12 protein-coding genes and 1 tRNA gene are annotated in these 15,352 nt (G+C 62.4%); 10 read left to right on the forward strand and 3 right to left on the reverse strand.

From position 1 onward, the window contains the following. Positions 1 to 40 precede the first annotated feature (40 nt). From J5289_RS00860 to J5289_RS00880, 5 genes are all read left to right on the forward strand, one after another. Positions 41 to 838: a transporter substrate-binding domain-containing protein gene (locus tag J5289_RS00860; RefSeq protein ID WP_142824649.1), complete on the forward strand. Its 798-nt coding sequence runs from the start codon at positions 41 to 43 to the stop codon at positions 836 to 838. A gap of 28 nt (positions 839 to 866) precedes the next feature. Beyond that, positions 867 to 1,685: an amino acid ABC transporter permease gene (locus J5289_RS00865; RefSeq protein ID WP_142824860.1), complete on the forward strand. Its 819-nt coding sequence runs from the start codon at positions 867 to 869 to the stop codon at positions 1,683 to 1,685. A 246-nt stretch (positions 1,686 to 1,931) separates the two neighbouring features. Continuing rightward, the gene (leuC, locus tag J5289_RS00870) at positions 1,932 to 3,341 is read left to right on the forward strand and encodes a 3-isopropylmalate dehydratase large subunit (RefSeq protein WP_209185302.1); all 1,410 of its coding nucleotides are present in this window, start codon (positions 1,932 to 1,934) and stop codon (positions 3,339 to 3,341) included. Positions 3,342 to 4,301: 960 nt separating this feature from the next. Then, a complete protein-coding gene (locus J5289_RS00875) occupies positions 4,302 to 5,585 on the forward strand; it encodes an FAD-binding oxidoreductase (RefSeq protein WP_209185466.1) in 1,284 nt (427 codons plus the stop codon). A 45-nt stretch (positions 5,586 to 5,630) separates the two neighbouring features. Then, on the forward strand, positions 5,631 to 7,163 hold the full coding sequence (locus tag J5289_RS00880) for an aldehyde dehydrogenase family protein (protein WP_209185303.1): 1,533 nt from the start codon (positions 5,631 to 5,633) through the stop codon (positions 7,161 to 7,163). Positions 7,164 to 7,217: 54 nt separating this feature from the next. Here the strand turns inward: J5289_RS00880 and J5289_RS00885 are convergent, their stop codons facing one another. Then, positions 7,218 to 8,537 (reverse strand): glucoamylase family protein, encoded by a 1,320-nt coding sequence (locus J5289_RS00885; RefSeq protein WP_209185467.1) that lies wholly within the window; start codon positions 8,535 to 8,537, stop codon positions 7,218 to 7,220. Positions 8,538 to 8,897: 360 nt separating this feature from the next. On the opposite strand from J5289_RS00885, the gene J5289_RS00890 reads away from it, so the two are divergent. Then, a complete protein-coding gene (locus tag J5289_RS00890) occupies positions 8,898 to 9,398 on the forward strand; it encodes a ferritin-like domain-containing protein (protein ID WP_142824646.1) in 501 nt (166 codons plus the stop codon). A gap of 200 nt (positions 9,399 to 9,598) precedes the next feature. Further along, complete coding sequence (locus J5289_RS00895) at positions 9,599 to 11,641, forward strand: NAD(+) synthase (RefSeq protein ID WP_209185304.1); 2,043 nt, start codon at positions 9,599 to 9,601, stop codon at positions 11,639 to 11,641. 49 nt (positions 11,642 to 11,690) lie between these two features. On the opposite strand, the gene J5289_RS00900 is transcribed toward J5289_RS00895, so the two are convergent. Further along, positions 11,691 to 12,452: an IclR family transcriptional regulator C-terminal domain-containing protein gene (locus tag J5289_RS00900; protein WP_209185305.1), complete on the reverse strand. Its 762-nt coding sequence runs from the start codon at positions 12,450 to 12,452 to the stop codon at positions 11,691 to 11,693. Between the two features lie 201 nt (positions 12,453 to 12,653). Next, positions 12,654 to 12,728, reverse strand: a tRNA-Gly gene (locus J5289_RS00905). A 249-nt stretch (positions 12,729 to 12,977) separates the two neighbouring features. Here J5289_RS00905 and J5289_RS00910 point away from each other — a divergent pair. The 3 genes from J5289_RS00910 to J5289_RS00920 all read left to right on the forward strand — a co-directional run bounded on the left by J5289_RS00910 (position 12,978) and on the right by J5289_RS00920 (position 15,348). Beyond that, positions 12,978 to 13,487, forward strand: coding sequence for a prolyl-tRNA synthetase associated domain-containing protein (locus tag J5289_RS00910; RefSeq protein WP_209185306.1), 510 nt, complete (start codon positions 12,978 to 12,980; stop codon positions 13,485 to 13,487). Between the two features lie 57 nt (positions 13,488 to 13,544). Next, positions 13,545 to 14,513, forward strand: a complete 969-nt coding sequence (trxA, locus tag J5289_RS00915; protein WP_209185307.1) for a thioredoxin — start codon at positions 13,545 to 13,547, stop codon at positions 14,511 to 14,513. 172 nt (positions 14,514 to 14,685) lie between these two features. Next, complete coding sequence (locus tag J5289_RS00920) at positions 14,686 to 15,348, forward strand: LON peptidase substrate-binding domain-containing protein (protein WP_209185308.1); 663 nt, start codon at positions 14,686 to 14,688, stop codon at positions 15,346 to 15,348. The last annotated feature ends 4 nt before the right edge of the window (positions 15,349 to 15,352 follow it).

Raw genomic sequence — 15,352 nt, forward strand, 5'->3', positions numbered from 1 at the left:
CTGTGACAATTTCGCGATTGGCCATTTGGGGAGATTTTCCATGACGTTCCGCCGCTCGTTCCTGCTGGGTCTGACCGCCCTCGTCCTGTCACCGCTCGCAGCCCTTGCCGCCGATCTTCCGGATCTGAAAGGCAAGACGGTCGTCGTCGTCACCGAGAATGCCTATCCTCCGCTGCAGTTCGTCGAGCCGAAGACCGGCAAGGCAATCGGCTGGGAATACGATGCGATGAACGAGATCGCCAAGCGGCTGAATTTCAAGGTCGAATACCAGAACACCAGCTGGGACGCGATGATCCAGGCGGTGTCAGACGGCCAGTACGCCATCGGAATGACCGGCATCACCATCAAGGAAGACCGTAAGCAGAAGGTCGATTTCTCCAACCCGTACATGCGCTCACAGCAATTCATGCTGGTGCGCGGCGACGAGAAGCGCTTTACCGACGCCAAGACGTTCGCCGCCTTCAAGGACGGCCTGGTCGGTGCCCAGCCGGGCACCACGCCCTTCTACACATCCGTATACGAAGTGCTCGACGGCAACGAGCAGAACCCACGCATCAAGCTGTTCGAAACCTTCGGCGCCACCGTCCAGGCCTTGAAGACCGGCGACGTCGATACCGTGCTGACGGACGGTACGGCTGGCAAGGGCTATGTCGAGAGTTCCGGCGGCGCCCTGAAGCTGATCGGCGGCCCGCTTGGCGTCGAGGACTTCGGTTTCATCTTCCCGAAGGGATCCGACCTCGTGGCTCCCGTCAACGCCGCCATTGCTGCACTCAAGGCAGACGGCACCTTCGCGGCGCTCGATAAGAAATGGTTCGTAGACTACAAGATGGGCGGCTGATGCTCGATACAGTGAAGTGCCGCCGGTGATTGCAGCCCAGCCCTCGCCGAGCGGCAAGGACAAGGGCGACTACCCCTGGTGGCTGGTCGCCCTGATCGTCATCTGCGTGGCGGTCGCCATCGTCATCGCCACCAGCGGCCTCTATACCCAGGTCTTCCTCACCGTCGTTACCGGCGCAACGATCACCGTCTTCGTGACTCTGGTCTCCTTCGTGCTGGCGACGCTGCTCGGGCTCGGCGTCATGCTTCTCGGGCGCGCCGACAACGTCGTCCTCAGGCAGGTCTCGCGCTTCTATATCGAGGTGATCCGCGGCATCCCGATGCTGGTGCTGCTGTTCTACGTCGCCTTCGTCGGCGCACCCGCCATCGTCGCTGCCTATAACATGCTGACCGCGCCGCTGGTGGCTGCCGGATGGACCGAGCCGCTGATGGTGCGCGAGCTGTCGCTGATGTGGCGGGCGATCATTGCCCTGACGATCGGATATGCCTCGTTCATCGCCGAGATCTTTCGCGCCGGCATCGAAGCGGTCGACCACGGCCAGATCGAGGCATCGAAGGCGCTCGGCCTCTCCCGCGTCCAGCGCTTCCGGCTCGTGGTCTTCCCGCAGGCGATCCGCGTCATCCTGCCACCGTTGTCGAACGACTTCGTCTCGATGGTCAAGGACTCGTCGCTGGTCTCGGTGCTCGGCGTTGCCGACATCACCCAGATGGGCAAGGTCTACGCCTCGGGCTCCTTCAGGTTCTTTGAAACCTATTCGATTGTCACCTATATCTACCTGATACTGACGGTTGGCCTGTCGCTGTTGCTAAGGCAGTTCGAGAAGCGGATGCGCCAGGTCAGGCGCTAGAACCCCAATGATTCGAATTGCCGTGCGCCAGAAAAATTGGTAAAGCCAGCCCCATGGAATCGAAGTTTAGATGCATCGGCGGAGAGACTTTCGTGCTGCAGGACCACAAGCGTCTGCCGGCCCGTTTCTTCGCGATAATTTCTGGCGCGCTCAACAGCCGGGTTTGCTGATCGAGCCCTGCGGCCGGCGAGCCCCTCGCCGCCCCATCATTTTCCGCGATACCCACTCCAATATGGATCCGCCGCCATGACAGCACCCCGCACGCTCTATGACAAAATCTGGGACGACCACGTCGTCGATACGCAAGACGATGGCACCTGTCTTCTCTACATCGACCGTCACCTCGTTCATGAAGTGACGTCGCCGCAGGCCTTCGAAGGCCTGCGCATGACGGGCCGGACCGTTCGCGCGCCGCAGAAGACGCTCGCTGTCGTCGACCACAACGTGCCGACCTCGCCGGATCGCCACCTCGGCATCAAGAACGAGGAAAGCCGCATCCAGGTCGAGGCGCTGGCCACCAATGCCGCCGAATTCGGCGTCGAGTACTATTCCGCCAGCGATATCCGCCAGGGCATCGTCCACATCGTCGGCCCCGAGCAAGGCTTCACCCTGCCGGGCATGACCATCGTCTGCGGCGACAGCCACACCTCGACGCACGGTGCCTTCGGCGCTCTGGCGCATGGCATCGGCACATCCGAGGTCGAGCACGTGCTGGCCACGCAGACGCTGATCCAGCAGAAGGCGAAGAACATGCTGGTGCGCGTCGACGGGAAGTTGCCCGACCACGTCACCGCCAAGGATATCATCCTTGCCATCATCGGCGAGATCGGCACCGCCGGCGGCACCGGCCACGTCATCGAATTTGCCGGCGAAGCCATCCGCGCCCTGTCGATGGAAGGCCGCATGACGGTCTGCAACATGACCATCGAGGGCGGCGCCCGCGCCGGCCTGATCGCCCCCGACGAGAAGACTTTCGAATACATCAAGGGCAAGCCACGCGCACCATCCGGCGAGAACCTGGAAAAGGCCATCGCCTACTGGAAGACCCTGCAGACTGACGAAGGCGCGCACTACGACAAGGTCGTCGTGCTCGATGCCGCCAACCTGCCGCCGATCGTCTCCTGGGGCTCTTCGCCGGAAGACGTCGTCTCCGTGCAGGGTGTCGTGCCAGATCCGGCCGAGATCGAGGACGAGAACAAGCGCACCTCCAAGCAGCGCGCCCTCGACTACATGGGCCTGACCGCCGGCACGAAGATGACCGACATCAGCATCGACCGCGTCTTCATCGGCTCTTGCACCAACGGCCGCATCGAGGATTTGCGCGCCGTTGCCAAAGTTGTCGAAGGCCGCACGGTTGCGCCGACGGTCGACGCGATGATCGTGCCCGGCTCCGGCCTCGTCAAGGAACAGGCGGAAGCCGAAGGCCTCGACAAGATCTTCAAGGCTGCCGGCTTCGACTGGCGCGAGCCCGGCTGTTCGATGTGCCTGGCGATGAACGACGACCGGTTGAAGCCGGGCGAGCGCTGCGCCTCGACCTCGAACCGCAATTTCGAAGGCCGCCAGGGCCACAAGGGCCGCACCCATCTGGTCTCCCCCGCCATGGCCGCCGCCGCCGCCATCGCCGGCCACTTCGTCGACATCCGTGAGTGGAAATAGGCATAAGCGGATAAACGAGTTAACCGGAGGCCAAAAAACCCGGCCTCCGGTTCCAAGTCCAAGAGCTAGCTTCGTAAGTTCGTCGTCGACGGGATTGGCCATTCCCCTGAAAACGAAACGCGGTCGCAGAAGCCAAACTTTTCGCCACGACATTACCCACGATTTCCCCAATTTCCCTCACTCCTGTGCTCGTCACCGGAATGAGGGAAGGAAGTGGGGGCCTCTCTGAGCAAGGCCTTGTAAACTCAAGTCTATCGAGGCGCCCAACTCCGTGAAAAGGGATCAATTTCTACCACGTATTCTAAGATCCAACTTCGCCTGGGATGCGCGCCCCCACTTCCCTCATTCCTGTGCTCGTCACAGGAATCCAGTAACGGCGCGTCTGCGCCGTGGGAGGACTCTCTGTTGGCGAGGAAAGTGTTTATCGCCCAAAGACTTGGGCGGCTGGATTCCTGTGACAGGCACAGGAATGAGGGAGGTCGCGGGTGGCTTTTTTGCTTTTGTGATCTTTCTGACCTCACACACACTCTCTATCTCTAGCACACTCTCCTCTCTCGCTTCCCTCCATCGCCCTGGTTGCTGTCTACGCAGGCACGTCTTCAAGGGTCCGCAGAAAGTGGATCCCTTCGAGCCCCTTAGGCTCGGCATGCCTGTGTGGCGTAACTCCGGCAGCTTTTCCCGTTACGGGACGTGGGTCGGAAACAGAGGATCCGGAGTTGCGGATAAAAACTGTCGAACGGGGCACATCTGGTGTCACTTAACTAAAAAATCATCAGGCACTCGGTGTGCCCGGCACACGATGTGCCCCGGCCATCGGAATTGTCATGACACGGACCGAACAGGCCGCGTGAATGAGTTGGTGGGGGCCGGCCGCTCGGGCCGGTGCAAAGCCCTCGGAATCGTCTTTCACAACCGTAAGTCGGGCGCTAAGGTGGGCCCACGCAACGAATGGACCGAATGATGCTCAACGACCCGCGCTCCCATGGCCTATGGGAAAAGACTGCCCCGCCGCCGCCTGTGACGCAGCCGCTTGCCGGCGCGGTATCGGCCGATGTGGTGATCGTCGGCGGCGGCTATACGGGCCTGTCGTCGGCCCTGCATCTTGCCGAGGCCGGCACGCGCGTAGTGCTGCTTGAGGGTAACGAGATCGGCTTCGGTGGCGCCGGGCGCAATGTCGGGCTGATCAATGCCGGCATGTGGGTGATGCCCGACGACGTGCCGGGCGTGCTTGGCCCGCTCTACGGCGAGCGCCTGCTCGATACGCTCGGCAACGGCCCCGAACTGGTGAAAGCGCTGATCGACAAGCATGGCATTGCCTGCGAATTGGAGCGCAACGGGACGCTGCACTGCGCCGTCGGCGCCGACGGGCTGAAGGAGATCGAGGCCCGCGCCCGCCAGTGGGCAAGCCGCGGCGCCCCCGTGACTGTGCTCGATGCCGACGAGACGCGCCGCCGTATCGGCAGCGACGGCTATGCCGGTGCGCTGCTCGATATGAGGGCTGGGACGCTGCAGCCGCTTGCCTATGCGCGCGGGCTTGCCGAGGCAGCCATCCGTGCCGGCGCAACACTCCACACCGGCAGCCGCGTTACGGAGACCAGCCGCGAGGGCAGTCGCTGGGTGGTAAGGACAGCCGCCGGCAGCGTCACCGCCGACTGGATCGTCGTCTCCACCGATGCCTACAGCACCGGGCCGTTCGAACAGGTGCGCGGCGAGCAGGTGCTGCTGCCCTATTTCAATTTTGCCACCGTGCCGCTGGGAGACAATCTGCGCAAATCCATCCTGCCCGGCCGCGAAGGTGCCTGGGACACCAAGGAAGTGCTGTCGTCCTTCCGCATGGACCAGGCGGGGCGCCTGGTGTTCGGCAGCGTAGGGGCACTGCGCAACACCGGTGCCGCAATCCACAAGGGCTGGGCCCGGCGGTCCCTGAAGCGGCTGTTCCCGCAGCTTGGCGATATCGAATTCGAGTGCGAGTGGTACGGCAAGATCGGCATGACAGACAATGCCCTGCCGAGGTTTCACAGGTTCGCCGAAAACGTCGTCGGCTTCAGCGGCTATAACGGGCGCGGCATCGCGCCAGGCACGACATTCGGAAAGACCCTTGCAGCCCATATCCTCGGACAGATCGGCGAAAACGAGTTGCCGCTGCCACCGACCGAGGTTGGCGCCCCCCGCTTCCGTGCCGTCAAGGAAATGTGGTACGAGGCCGGCGCCCAGATTGCCCATCTTGCCGAGTCCCGCTTCTAGCCAGCGGCCAGGCCACCATCAGACCAACTCAAGGGACAGCCTCACATGACCGCTCTCGATCTTGCCCAGGAAACCAAAAAGATCCTCACCGACCTCGGCGTCGCCACGGATCGCTTTACCGGCGGCACCCTGTCGGTAACATCGCCGATCACAGGCGGCGAAATCGGCCGCCTGCCGGAGCACTCCGTTGCCGAGGCCCGGGCGGCAATCGACGGGGCGCACGAAGCCTTCCTCACTTGGCGCAAGGTTCCGGCGCCGAAGCGCGGCGAACTGATCCGCCTGCTCGGCGAAGAACTGCGCGCCGGCAAGGCAGCGCTCGGCAGGCTTGTGTCCATCGAGGTCGGCAAGATCACCTCGGAAGGTCTCGGCGAAGTGCAGGAAATGATCGACATCTGCGATTTCGCGGTCGGCCTGTCCCGCCAGCTCTACGGCCTGACGATCGCCACCGAGCGCTCCGAGCACCGGATGATGGAAAGCTGGCACCCGCTCGGCGTCACCGGCATCATCTCGGCCTTCAATTTCCCCGTTGCCGTCTGGTCGTGGAATGCGGCGCTGGCGATGGTCTGCGGCAATTCGACGGTGTGGAAGCCATCGGAAAAGACGCCGCTGACGGCGCTCGCCACCCAGGCACTGTTCGAAAAGGCGCTGAAGCGCTACGTCGCCGAGGGCGGTTCTGCGCCGGCTAATCTTTCGACGCTGCTGATCGGCGGCCGCGATATCGGCGAAGCGCTGGTCGATCACGTCAAGGTGCCGCTGGTCTCTGCCACCGGCTCGACCGCCATGGGTCGCACTGTCGGCCCGAAGCTTGCCGCCCGCTTTGCCCGCGGCATTCTCGAACTCGGCGGCAACAACGCCGCCATCGTCTGCCCGACGGCCGATCTCGACCTGACGCTGCGCGGCGTCGCCTTTTCGGCGATGGGCACGGCAGGCCAGCGCTGCACCTCGCTGCGTCGCCTGTTCGTCCACGAGAGCGTCTACGACCAGCTGGTACCGCGACTGCAGAAAGCCTACGGATCGGTCAGTGTCGGTAATCCGATGGAAGACGGCGTGCTGGTCGGACCGCTGATCGACAGGCAGGCGTTCGACAAGATGCAGTCGGCGCTGACAGCAGCCAAGGCAGAGGGCGCAACCGTCACCGGCGGCGAGCGCGTTGAGGTCAATGGCGCAGATGCCTTCTATGTGCGGCCGGCGCTGGTGGAGATCCCGACGCAGACCGGTCCGGTCGTCGAGGAAACCTTCGCGCCGATCCTCTATGTCATCAGGTACAGCGATTTCGATGCGGTTCTCGACCTGCACAATGCCGTGCCGCAGGGCCTGTCGTCGTCGATCTTCACCAACGACATCAGGGAAGCAGAAACCTTCCTCTCGTCGCGCGGTTCGGATTGCGGCATTGCCAACGTCAATATCGGCCCTTCCGGCGCCGAGATCGGCGGGGCTTTCGGCGGCGAGAAGGAAACTGGCGGCGGCCGCGAATCCGGCTCGGATGCCTGGCGCGCCTATATGCGTCGCGCCACCAACACCATCAATTACGGCCGCACGCTGCCGCTCGCCCAGGGCGTCAAGTTCGACGTCGAATAAGGGATGCTACATAGAATCCGCGGCGGCCGGGGCCGCCGCGCATTCCTTTAAAAATCAGGAGATGGCGTCCGGCGCGCCATCGAGCCAGCCGCCCTTGAAACCGGCCTTCTCGAGGCCCTTGCGCATGATCGGCGAGCCGCGCAGGAGCTTCCAGATCAATCCGGTGCGGTCGTTCTCGATCATGATCACCAGGAGACCCTGGTCGATGGCGACCGAGCGGTCATCGACCCAGCCGTCTGGTCCCTTGCCTTCGACGGTCGGGTTAAAGCCGCCGACGAAGCATCCGTCGAGCATGATGTTGGGATAGGCCGACATCAGCGCCCGGGTACCGCTGAGGGCTGCCTTGCGGTCGAAGGGCAGGCAGGAGAGCGGCGCCCAGGGGGCGATGGTGCCGTCATCCGGGCCGAACGGTGCGCCACGGGCGGCATAGCCCAGCACTTTCGGTCTCCCGCGCCGGCTATGGCGGCCGCCTGTCGGGTTGGGTCCGTCGCAGGCGGTCAGGCCCCAGACCTCGCGGCTATAGCCGGCAAAATGGCCGGGGTTGCGGTCGGCATAGTCGCGCTGCGTATCGATGGCGATCTGGGTGTTGAGAAAATAGTCGCTGTCCTTCTCCGCCATGTACTTGTCGCGGATACCGCGAAAGTCGATCCAGGCGTGGGAGAACAGGTGGATGAAAAGCGGGCCGGCATAGAGGAACGGCTTGTTCTTGACCATCATCCAGTTGTAGGTCGAGGCAAAGGCATCGTAGCATTTTGCCGGAATGGGATGGGTCGGCGACGCCATCGCCATGGCATAGAGCAGGATCGCCTCGTCGTAGCCCTGCCAGCGCCAGCGCAGGAAACCGCCGCCCGGCTTCCAGCCCATCGTCAGCGTGTCGCCCTTGTTCAGCGCCCAGCGCCAGTCGGCCCGCTCGTAGAGCATGGTCGCAAGCTCGCGGATCTCGGCATCGTCGGGCTCGTCGCGGTCGAAATAGGCGGCGACGGTGAGGACGCCCATGAACAGCAGGGCGGTGTCGATAAGCGACAGCTCGCTGTTCCAGGCGCGGTTGCCGGTCTTCATGTCGATGAAATGGTAATAGAAGCCGCGATGGCCGGTGGCCGCGCGTTCCTCGCCCTGGTCGCTGTCGGCAAAGAAATTCAGCGTCGTCAGGATGATTTCGGCTGCTTCCGTCCGGTCGATCCAGCCGCGCTCGATGGCGACGGGATAGCTCGAAAGCGCAAAGCCGACAGCCGCGATGCTGCAGTGGCTGCCCTTGATCGAGGTGTCCGCCACAAGCCCGTTTTCGCGGTTGGTGTGGCGCAGGAAATAGGTGAAGGCAGATTTCTGAAGGCGATCGACGAGGGCATCGTCGGTTTCCTCGCTGCGTTGAAGCATTGCAAATCCATCCATTGTCCGCCCCCTCCATGTGCTTTGCGGCATGCCAAACGTCAACTGCAAATCAATGTGATCGATGCTGCCACGCGTTCATCAACGATTGCTTAAGAAAGTGGCGTCTGCCCTATCCGCAGCCAAAAATAGTTGCGAAAGACCGCCAGAATTCAACTCACGGGGGCGTCAAGAATTAAAGGTCGGTGTGAAAAGCGACAATCGAGGCGGCCGACAGCCCGGGAAATTATCAGTGCTCCAGCGTCTCCTCGGTATGGGGGAAGTCGATTTCAATGGTCCGGAACCGAGCGGAACAATTGCTCGGAATGCAGGTTGAGTCACCTGAAAGCCAACCCACAGGAGAACCTCATGGCCGACAAAACACTCAACGACCTCTTCATCGACACGCTGAAAGATATCTATTTCGCCGAGCGCCAGATCGTGAAAGCGCTGCCGAAAATGGCTCGTGCTGCGCAGTCGCCGGAACTGAAAGCTGCCTTCAAGAAGCACCAGGAAGAAACCCAGGGCCAGATCGAACGCCTGCAGCAGGTTTTCGAACTGGTCGGCAAGCCCGCCCGCGGCAAGACCTGCGAAGCCATCCAGGGGATCATCGCCGAAGGTGAAGAGATCATCGAGGAATTCGCCGGCTCGCCAGCCCTTGATGCAGGTCTGATCTCGTCCGCTCAGGCGGTCGAACACTACGAGATCGCCCGCTACGGCACGCTGAAGAACTGGGCGACACAGCTCGGCATGAAGGAAGCCGCCGACCTGCTCGATGCAACGCTGCAGGAAGAAGGCGCAACTGACGAAGCGCTGACTCAGCTGGCCAACGCTTCGGTCAACGACAAGGGCAAGAAGAAGGTCGCCTGAGGCACCTCTTCTCCATATAGAAAGGCGGTCGTCCCCGGGGCGGCCGCTTTTTTTGGCTTTCCACCCGCCTGAAGCTTGATATCGGCGACATCAAACTCTGGCGCATCGCCCTTGTCGGACCGCTGCCTGAGGGCGTAATAGAAGGACATAGTTGACGTGATTTTCGCCCTGCCCCCCGGCGGCGGCGAAGGGAGACTGCGATGACCTTCTTCTCCGCCTACGACCAGGGTTTCGTGCGTGTTGCCGCCTGCACTCCCGTCTGCGAGATAGCCGATCCCGCCGCCAATGCTGCCGAGATCATGCGGCAGGCGACAATCGGCCATGCCGAGCATGTCGCCCTCATGCTGTTTCCCGAGCTGTCCGTCTCCGCCTACGCTATCGACGATCTGCTTGGCCAGAGCGTGCTGCTCGAGGGCGTCGAGAAGGCCCTGCTCGATATCGCGGCCTTCACCCGCACGATCGCGCCGGTGCTGATCGTCGGTGCGCCGCTGCACAAGGATGGCCGGCTTTATAATTGCGGCGTTGCCATCCATGACGGCAAAATCCTCGGCGTGGTGCCGAAATCCTATCCGCCGAACTACCGGGAATTCTACGAGCGCCGCTGGTTCGCCGCCGGCCGCACGATTCGCGGTTCGTCCATCACTGTCGGCGGCCAGACTGTGCCGTTCGGCGTCGACCTGCTGTTTGAAGCTGAGAACCGTCCCGATTTCGTCTTCCACATCGAAATCTGCGAGGATTTCTGGGTGCCGACGCCGCCGAGCGATTTCGGCGCACTGGCAGGGGCGACCATTCTTACGAACCTGTCGGCCAGCAATATAACGGTCGGAAAGTCCGATACGCGCAAGCGCCTTTGCGCCACGCAGTCTTCGCGGGCTCTGGCGGCCTACGTCTATTCGGCAGCCGGTCCCGGCGAATCGACCACCGATCTCGCCTGGGACGGACAGGCCTGCGTCTACGAGCTCGGCGAGCTTCTGGCGGAGACGGAGCGCTTTCCGGGCGGCTCGCAGATGTGCATCGCCGATATCGACGTCGAGCGTCTGAAGCAGGAACGCCTGCGTCAGGGAACGTTCGGGGAAGCTGCCCTCAATGTCGACCCGAACCGCGCGTTTCGCCGCGTCGGCTTCAGCACTGCGCGGCCGGAGGGTGACAGCGACCTGCGCCGCACCGTTGCCCGTTTTCCCTTCGTGCCCGCAGATCCGAGCCAGCTGGCGCAGGATTGCTACGAGACATTCAATATACAGGTGCAGGGCCTGCAGAAGCGCCTCAAGGCGACCGGCATCAAGCGGCTGTGCATCGGCATTTCCGGCGGCCTCGATTCGACCCATGCGCTGCTGGTGGCTGCCCGCGCCTTCGACCAGCTGGGCTGGCCGCGTTCGGATATACTGGGCTTTACCATGCCGGGTTTTGCGACCGGCGACGAGACGCTGGCAAATGCCTGGGCGCTGATGCGCAGCCTCCATATCACCGCCGACGAGATCGATATCAAGCCGCTGGCGCTGCAATTGCTGAAGGATCTCGGGCACCCCTTCGCAGGCGGCGAGCCGGTCTATGACGTGACGTTCGAGAATGTGCAGGCAGGCTTGCGCACCGACTTCCTGTTTCGCGCCGCCAACCAGCGCAACGCCTTCGTGCTCGGCACCGGTGACCTGTCGGAAATCGCGCTGGGATGGTCGACCTACGGCGTAGGCGACCATATGAGCCACTACAACGTCAACGCCTCGGTTTCGAAGACGCTGATCCAGCATCTGGTGCGCTGGGTCATCCACTCGAACGACTTTGACGCCGACACAAACGCCACGCTCGACCGGGTGCTGAACACCATCATCTCGCCGGAGCTTGTCCCGGCTGGTGCCGATGGCGCGATCCAGAGCACGGAGGACCGGATCGGCCCTTACGCGCTGCACGATTTCGCGCTCTATTACATCAGCCGCTACGGGCTGAAACCGTCGAAGGTTGCGTTCCTTGCCTATCACGCCTGGAAGGATGCCGAAGCCGGCGCCTGGCCGCCGAATTTTCCGGCAGAGAAAAGGCAGGCCTATACGCTGCCGGAGATCAAGCACTGGCTGGAAAATTTCCTGTTCCGCTTTTTCACCATCAGCCAGTTCAAGCGCTCGGCCTCTCCGAACGGCCCGAAGGTTACCTCCGGCGGCTCGCTGTCGCCGCGCGGCGACTGGAGGGCACCGTCCGATGGCAATGCCCGGCTCTGGCTGAAGGAACTGGCGGACAACGTGCCGGATGTGTGAGACGTTGGCGTCCCGCCGCGATGGCTCCTGATGCCCCGATGCGTCGGGATCAGCTGAGGATCCCGGCTAGTTCCCGGCTCGTCTGCTGGAGAGCGTCGAGATACTGTGCCACGACCGAGGGCATGGGCTCGTCCGACATGGGAAGGCCGGTGTTGAGCGCTGCGACGACCTGGCCACGGGCATTCTTCAGCGGCACGGCGATCGAGCGCAGCCCGATCTCGACCTCCTGGTCGACGGCGGCGTAACCCTGCGCCCTGACGCGTCCGAGCTCATCAAGGATGACGTCCGGATCTGTCATCGTAAAAGGGGTCCTCGCGGTCAGCGGCGCGCTGGATAGCAGCGCGCGCGCCTGATCTTGCGGCAGCGTGGCGAGGAGAATGCGGCCCATCGAGGTGCAGTAGGCCGGCAGGCGCGATCCCGGCATCAGCGTGATCGACATCACCTTGCGCTCGGCGGCGCGCGCCACGTAAACGATTTCGTGTTCGTCGAGGATCGCCACGGACGTACTTTGCCGGATCGTCTCGGACAGCCTGTCGAGGAAGGGCTGGACGATACGCGGCAGCGGCATCGATGCCAGACAGCCAGTGCCGAGACGCAGCACCCTCGGGGTGACGGTGAAGTATTTTCCATCATAGGCACAATAGCCGATATCGGCCAGCGTCAGCAGGCACCGCCGTGTGGTGGCGCGATCGAGGCCAGCGATTGCGGCCGCCTCCGAAATGCTGAGGCGCGGTGTCTCGGCCGTAAACGCTTCGATGACGCGCAGGCCCTTGGCAAGGCCGCCCATCATGTCACTCGGCTTCATGTCCATCAGAGCCCTCTCCGTGCGATATGGCAACAATTTGCTTATATCGCTCAGGTCGGTGATGGTCGAGGTGCGGGATTTACGCTTGAACCTAACGCGTCAAAACGCACATACAGACGCGAAGTCATGTGTCTGAATTTTATTTTTAGTGTTGGAGGGTTTTTACTCAGTTGAGTTCCCGTCATCGACAGATGTCGAGAGGGAAATTGGAGCGGGTGAAGCGATTCGAACGCTCGACCCCAACCTTGGCAAGGTTGTGCTCTACCCCTGAGCTACACCCGCTCATCCCACTGGTCCGGGGGTAGTCTGTGGACCGTGGCGCCACCTTGCGGCGACGGGCGCTATATGGCCCAACCGTTTTTCAAATGCAACAGGAAATTTTTCGGCTTCGAGAAAAATTTGTCACACAGTTCGGAGCGTATGCGAAAAACCGTTCAGCAGCAGGACTTTCGCCTCGAAAGATTGCCAAAAGGCGGGCAGGGACGTATCACCGCAGCGACCCATTCTGCAGACGTTGCCAAGTGAGATCCGATGACCGAGCCGACCCCGAAAACCCGCGCCGATCTGTTCGCCTTTCTGGACGCGATGGGCATCGCCCACAAGACGCTCGAGCATCCCGCCGTGTTTACCGTCGCCGAATCCGTATCGCTGCGCGACCAAATTCCCGGCGGCCATACCAAGAACCTTTTCGTAAAGGACAAGAAGGACAACTTCTTCCTTCTGACTGTCGAGGAAAACGCTGCTGTGGACCTGAAAACGGTCCACACCCTCATCGGTGCGGCCAGCAAGGTGTCGTTCGGCAAGCCGGAGAAGCTGATGGAATATCTCGGCGTCATCCCTGGTGCCGTGACAGCATTCGGCGCGATCAACGATATCGGCCACCACGTCACCTTCGTGATCGACGAGGCGCTGATGGCGGACGACATCATCAATTGCCACCCGCTGTCGAACGAGGCAACGACCTCGATCGCCACGCAGGATCTCGTGCGCTTCATGGAGGCGACCGGCCACACGCCGCTCGTCTTGAAAGTTGCGTCCTGAGATACGATTATAAACGCTGTAATTTCGGTCCGGACACACGGACAGACGGGAGACATCATGAGCGGCACAGACAATCCCTATAACACGGCCTCGCTGGGCGGCCAGATGTCAGGCTCCGTCGCCATGGGCGCCCCTGCTGCAGGCGGCTCCCACATCAAGGATACGACGACAGCGACGTTCACGCGTGACGTGATCGAGGAATCCCGCAAGCAGCCGGTGCTGGTCGACTTCTGGGCGCCCTGGTGCGGTCCGTGCAAGCAGCTGACGCCGGTGATCGAAAAGGTCGTCAACGAGGCTGGCGGACGCGTCAAGCTGGTGAAGATGAACATCGACGATCATCCGTCGGTCGCAGGCCAGCTCGGCATCCAGTCGATCCCGGCCGTCATCGCTTTCGTCGACGGCAGGCCTGCCGATGGCTTCATGGGCGCCGTGCCAGAAAGCCAGGTGCGCGAATTCATCGACAAGATTGCCGGGCCTGTCGGTCCCGATGCCGAGGCTGCCGAAATCGCCGCTATTCTCGAGGAGGCAGCAGCCTTGCTCGCCTCGTCGGACATCCATGGTGCTGCTGAGCTCTTCGGCGCCGTCCTGCAGGCCGACCCGGAGAACCCCAAGGCGCTCGCCGGCATGGCTGAATGCATGATCGCCGCTGGCCAGAGCGAGCGGGCCCGCCAGGCGCTCACCGATCTGCCGGAGACGTTGTCGAAGGATGCGGGCATCCAGGCGGTGGTGAAAAGGCTCGACCAGATCGAGGAGGCTGCCAAACTCGGTGACCCCGCAGCGCTCGAACAGCAGCTGGCACTGCAGCCGGACGATCACGCGGCGCGCCTCAAGCTTGCCAAGATCCGCAATGTCGAGGGCGACCGGAATGCGGCTGCCGAACACCTGCTGACCATCATGCGTCGCGACCGGACCTTCGAGGATGACGGCGCTCGCCGCGAGCTGCTGGCATTCTTCGATGTCTGGGGTCCGAAAGATCCTGCCACCATCGCAGCAAGGCGCCGGCTGTCGTCAATCCTGTTCTCCTAGGGTTTGGTTTGGCCTGTTCTCGTAGGGCTCGCCCTGTTGTCGTAGGGTTGGCAGACCCTCATAAAATCTGGTCCGTCACTTGCGTTTTCAGTGGCGGTTCCCACATCTTGACGAGACATCTGCTGCGCATAGGATGCACAGTGGACGCTGTAACCAGAACGGGAAACCTTTGATGCAGGTGGGCAACGCCAGATATCTGAAGCCGAGCGATCTGCCCGAATCGGTCGCGATCTTTCCGCTGACCGGGGCGCTGCTTCTTCCGGGCGGCCAGCTGCCGCTGAATGTCTTCGAACCGCGCTATCTCGCGATGTTCGACGCTGCCATATCGGGCAACAGGCTGATCGGCATGATCCAGCCGGCGCTGGGCGATGCTGCGGATAGCGGCCAGCTTGCGCATGTCGGCTGTCTCGGACGCATCACGTCCTTTGCCGAGACCGGCGATGGGCGCTACATGGTATCGCTGACGGGGATTTGCCGTTTCCGGGTCATGGACGAGATTTCCGGTCATCACCCCTATCGGATATTCCGGATCGCTCCATTCTTCGCGGATCTGAAGGCGGAAGACGAGGAAAGCAGCGTCGATCGTGCCGGTCTTCTGTCCGCCTTCAAGGCCTTTCTGGAAGCCAACAAGCTCGAGGCGGACTGGGATAGCGTGGAGCGGGCCGGCAACATGACGCTGGTCAATTCGCTGTCGATGATGGCGCCGTTCGAACCTGCCGAAAAACAGGCGTTGCTCGAAGCCCCCGACCTGAAGACAAGGGCCGAGACGTTCGTCGCCATTACCGAGATCGTGCTGGCGCGCGGTTTCGGCGATTCCGACACCATCCTGCAATAGGCGC

Origin of the sequence: Rhizobium sp. B230/85 (assembly GCF_019355735.1) — a bacterium.
In the GTDB taxonomy this organism is placed as follows: Bacteria; Pseudomonadota; Alphaproteobacteria; order Rhizobiales; family Rhizobiaceae; genus Rhizobium; species Rhizobium rhododendri.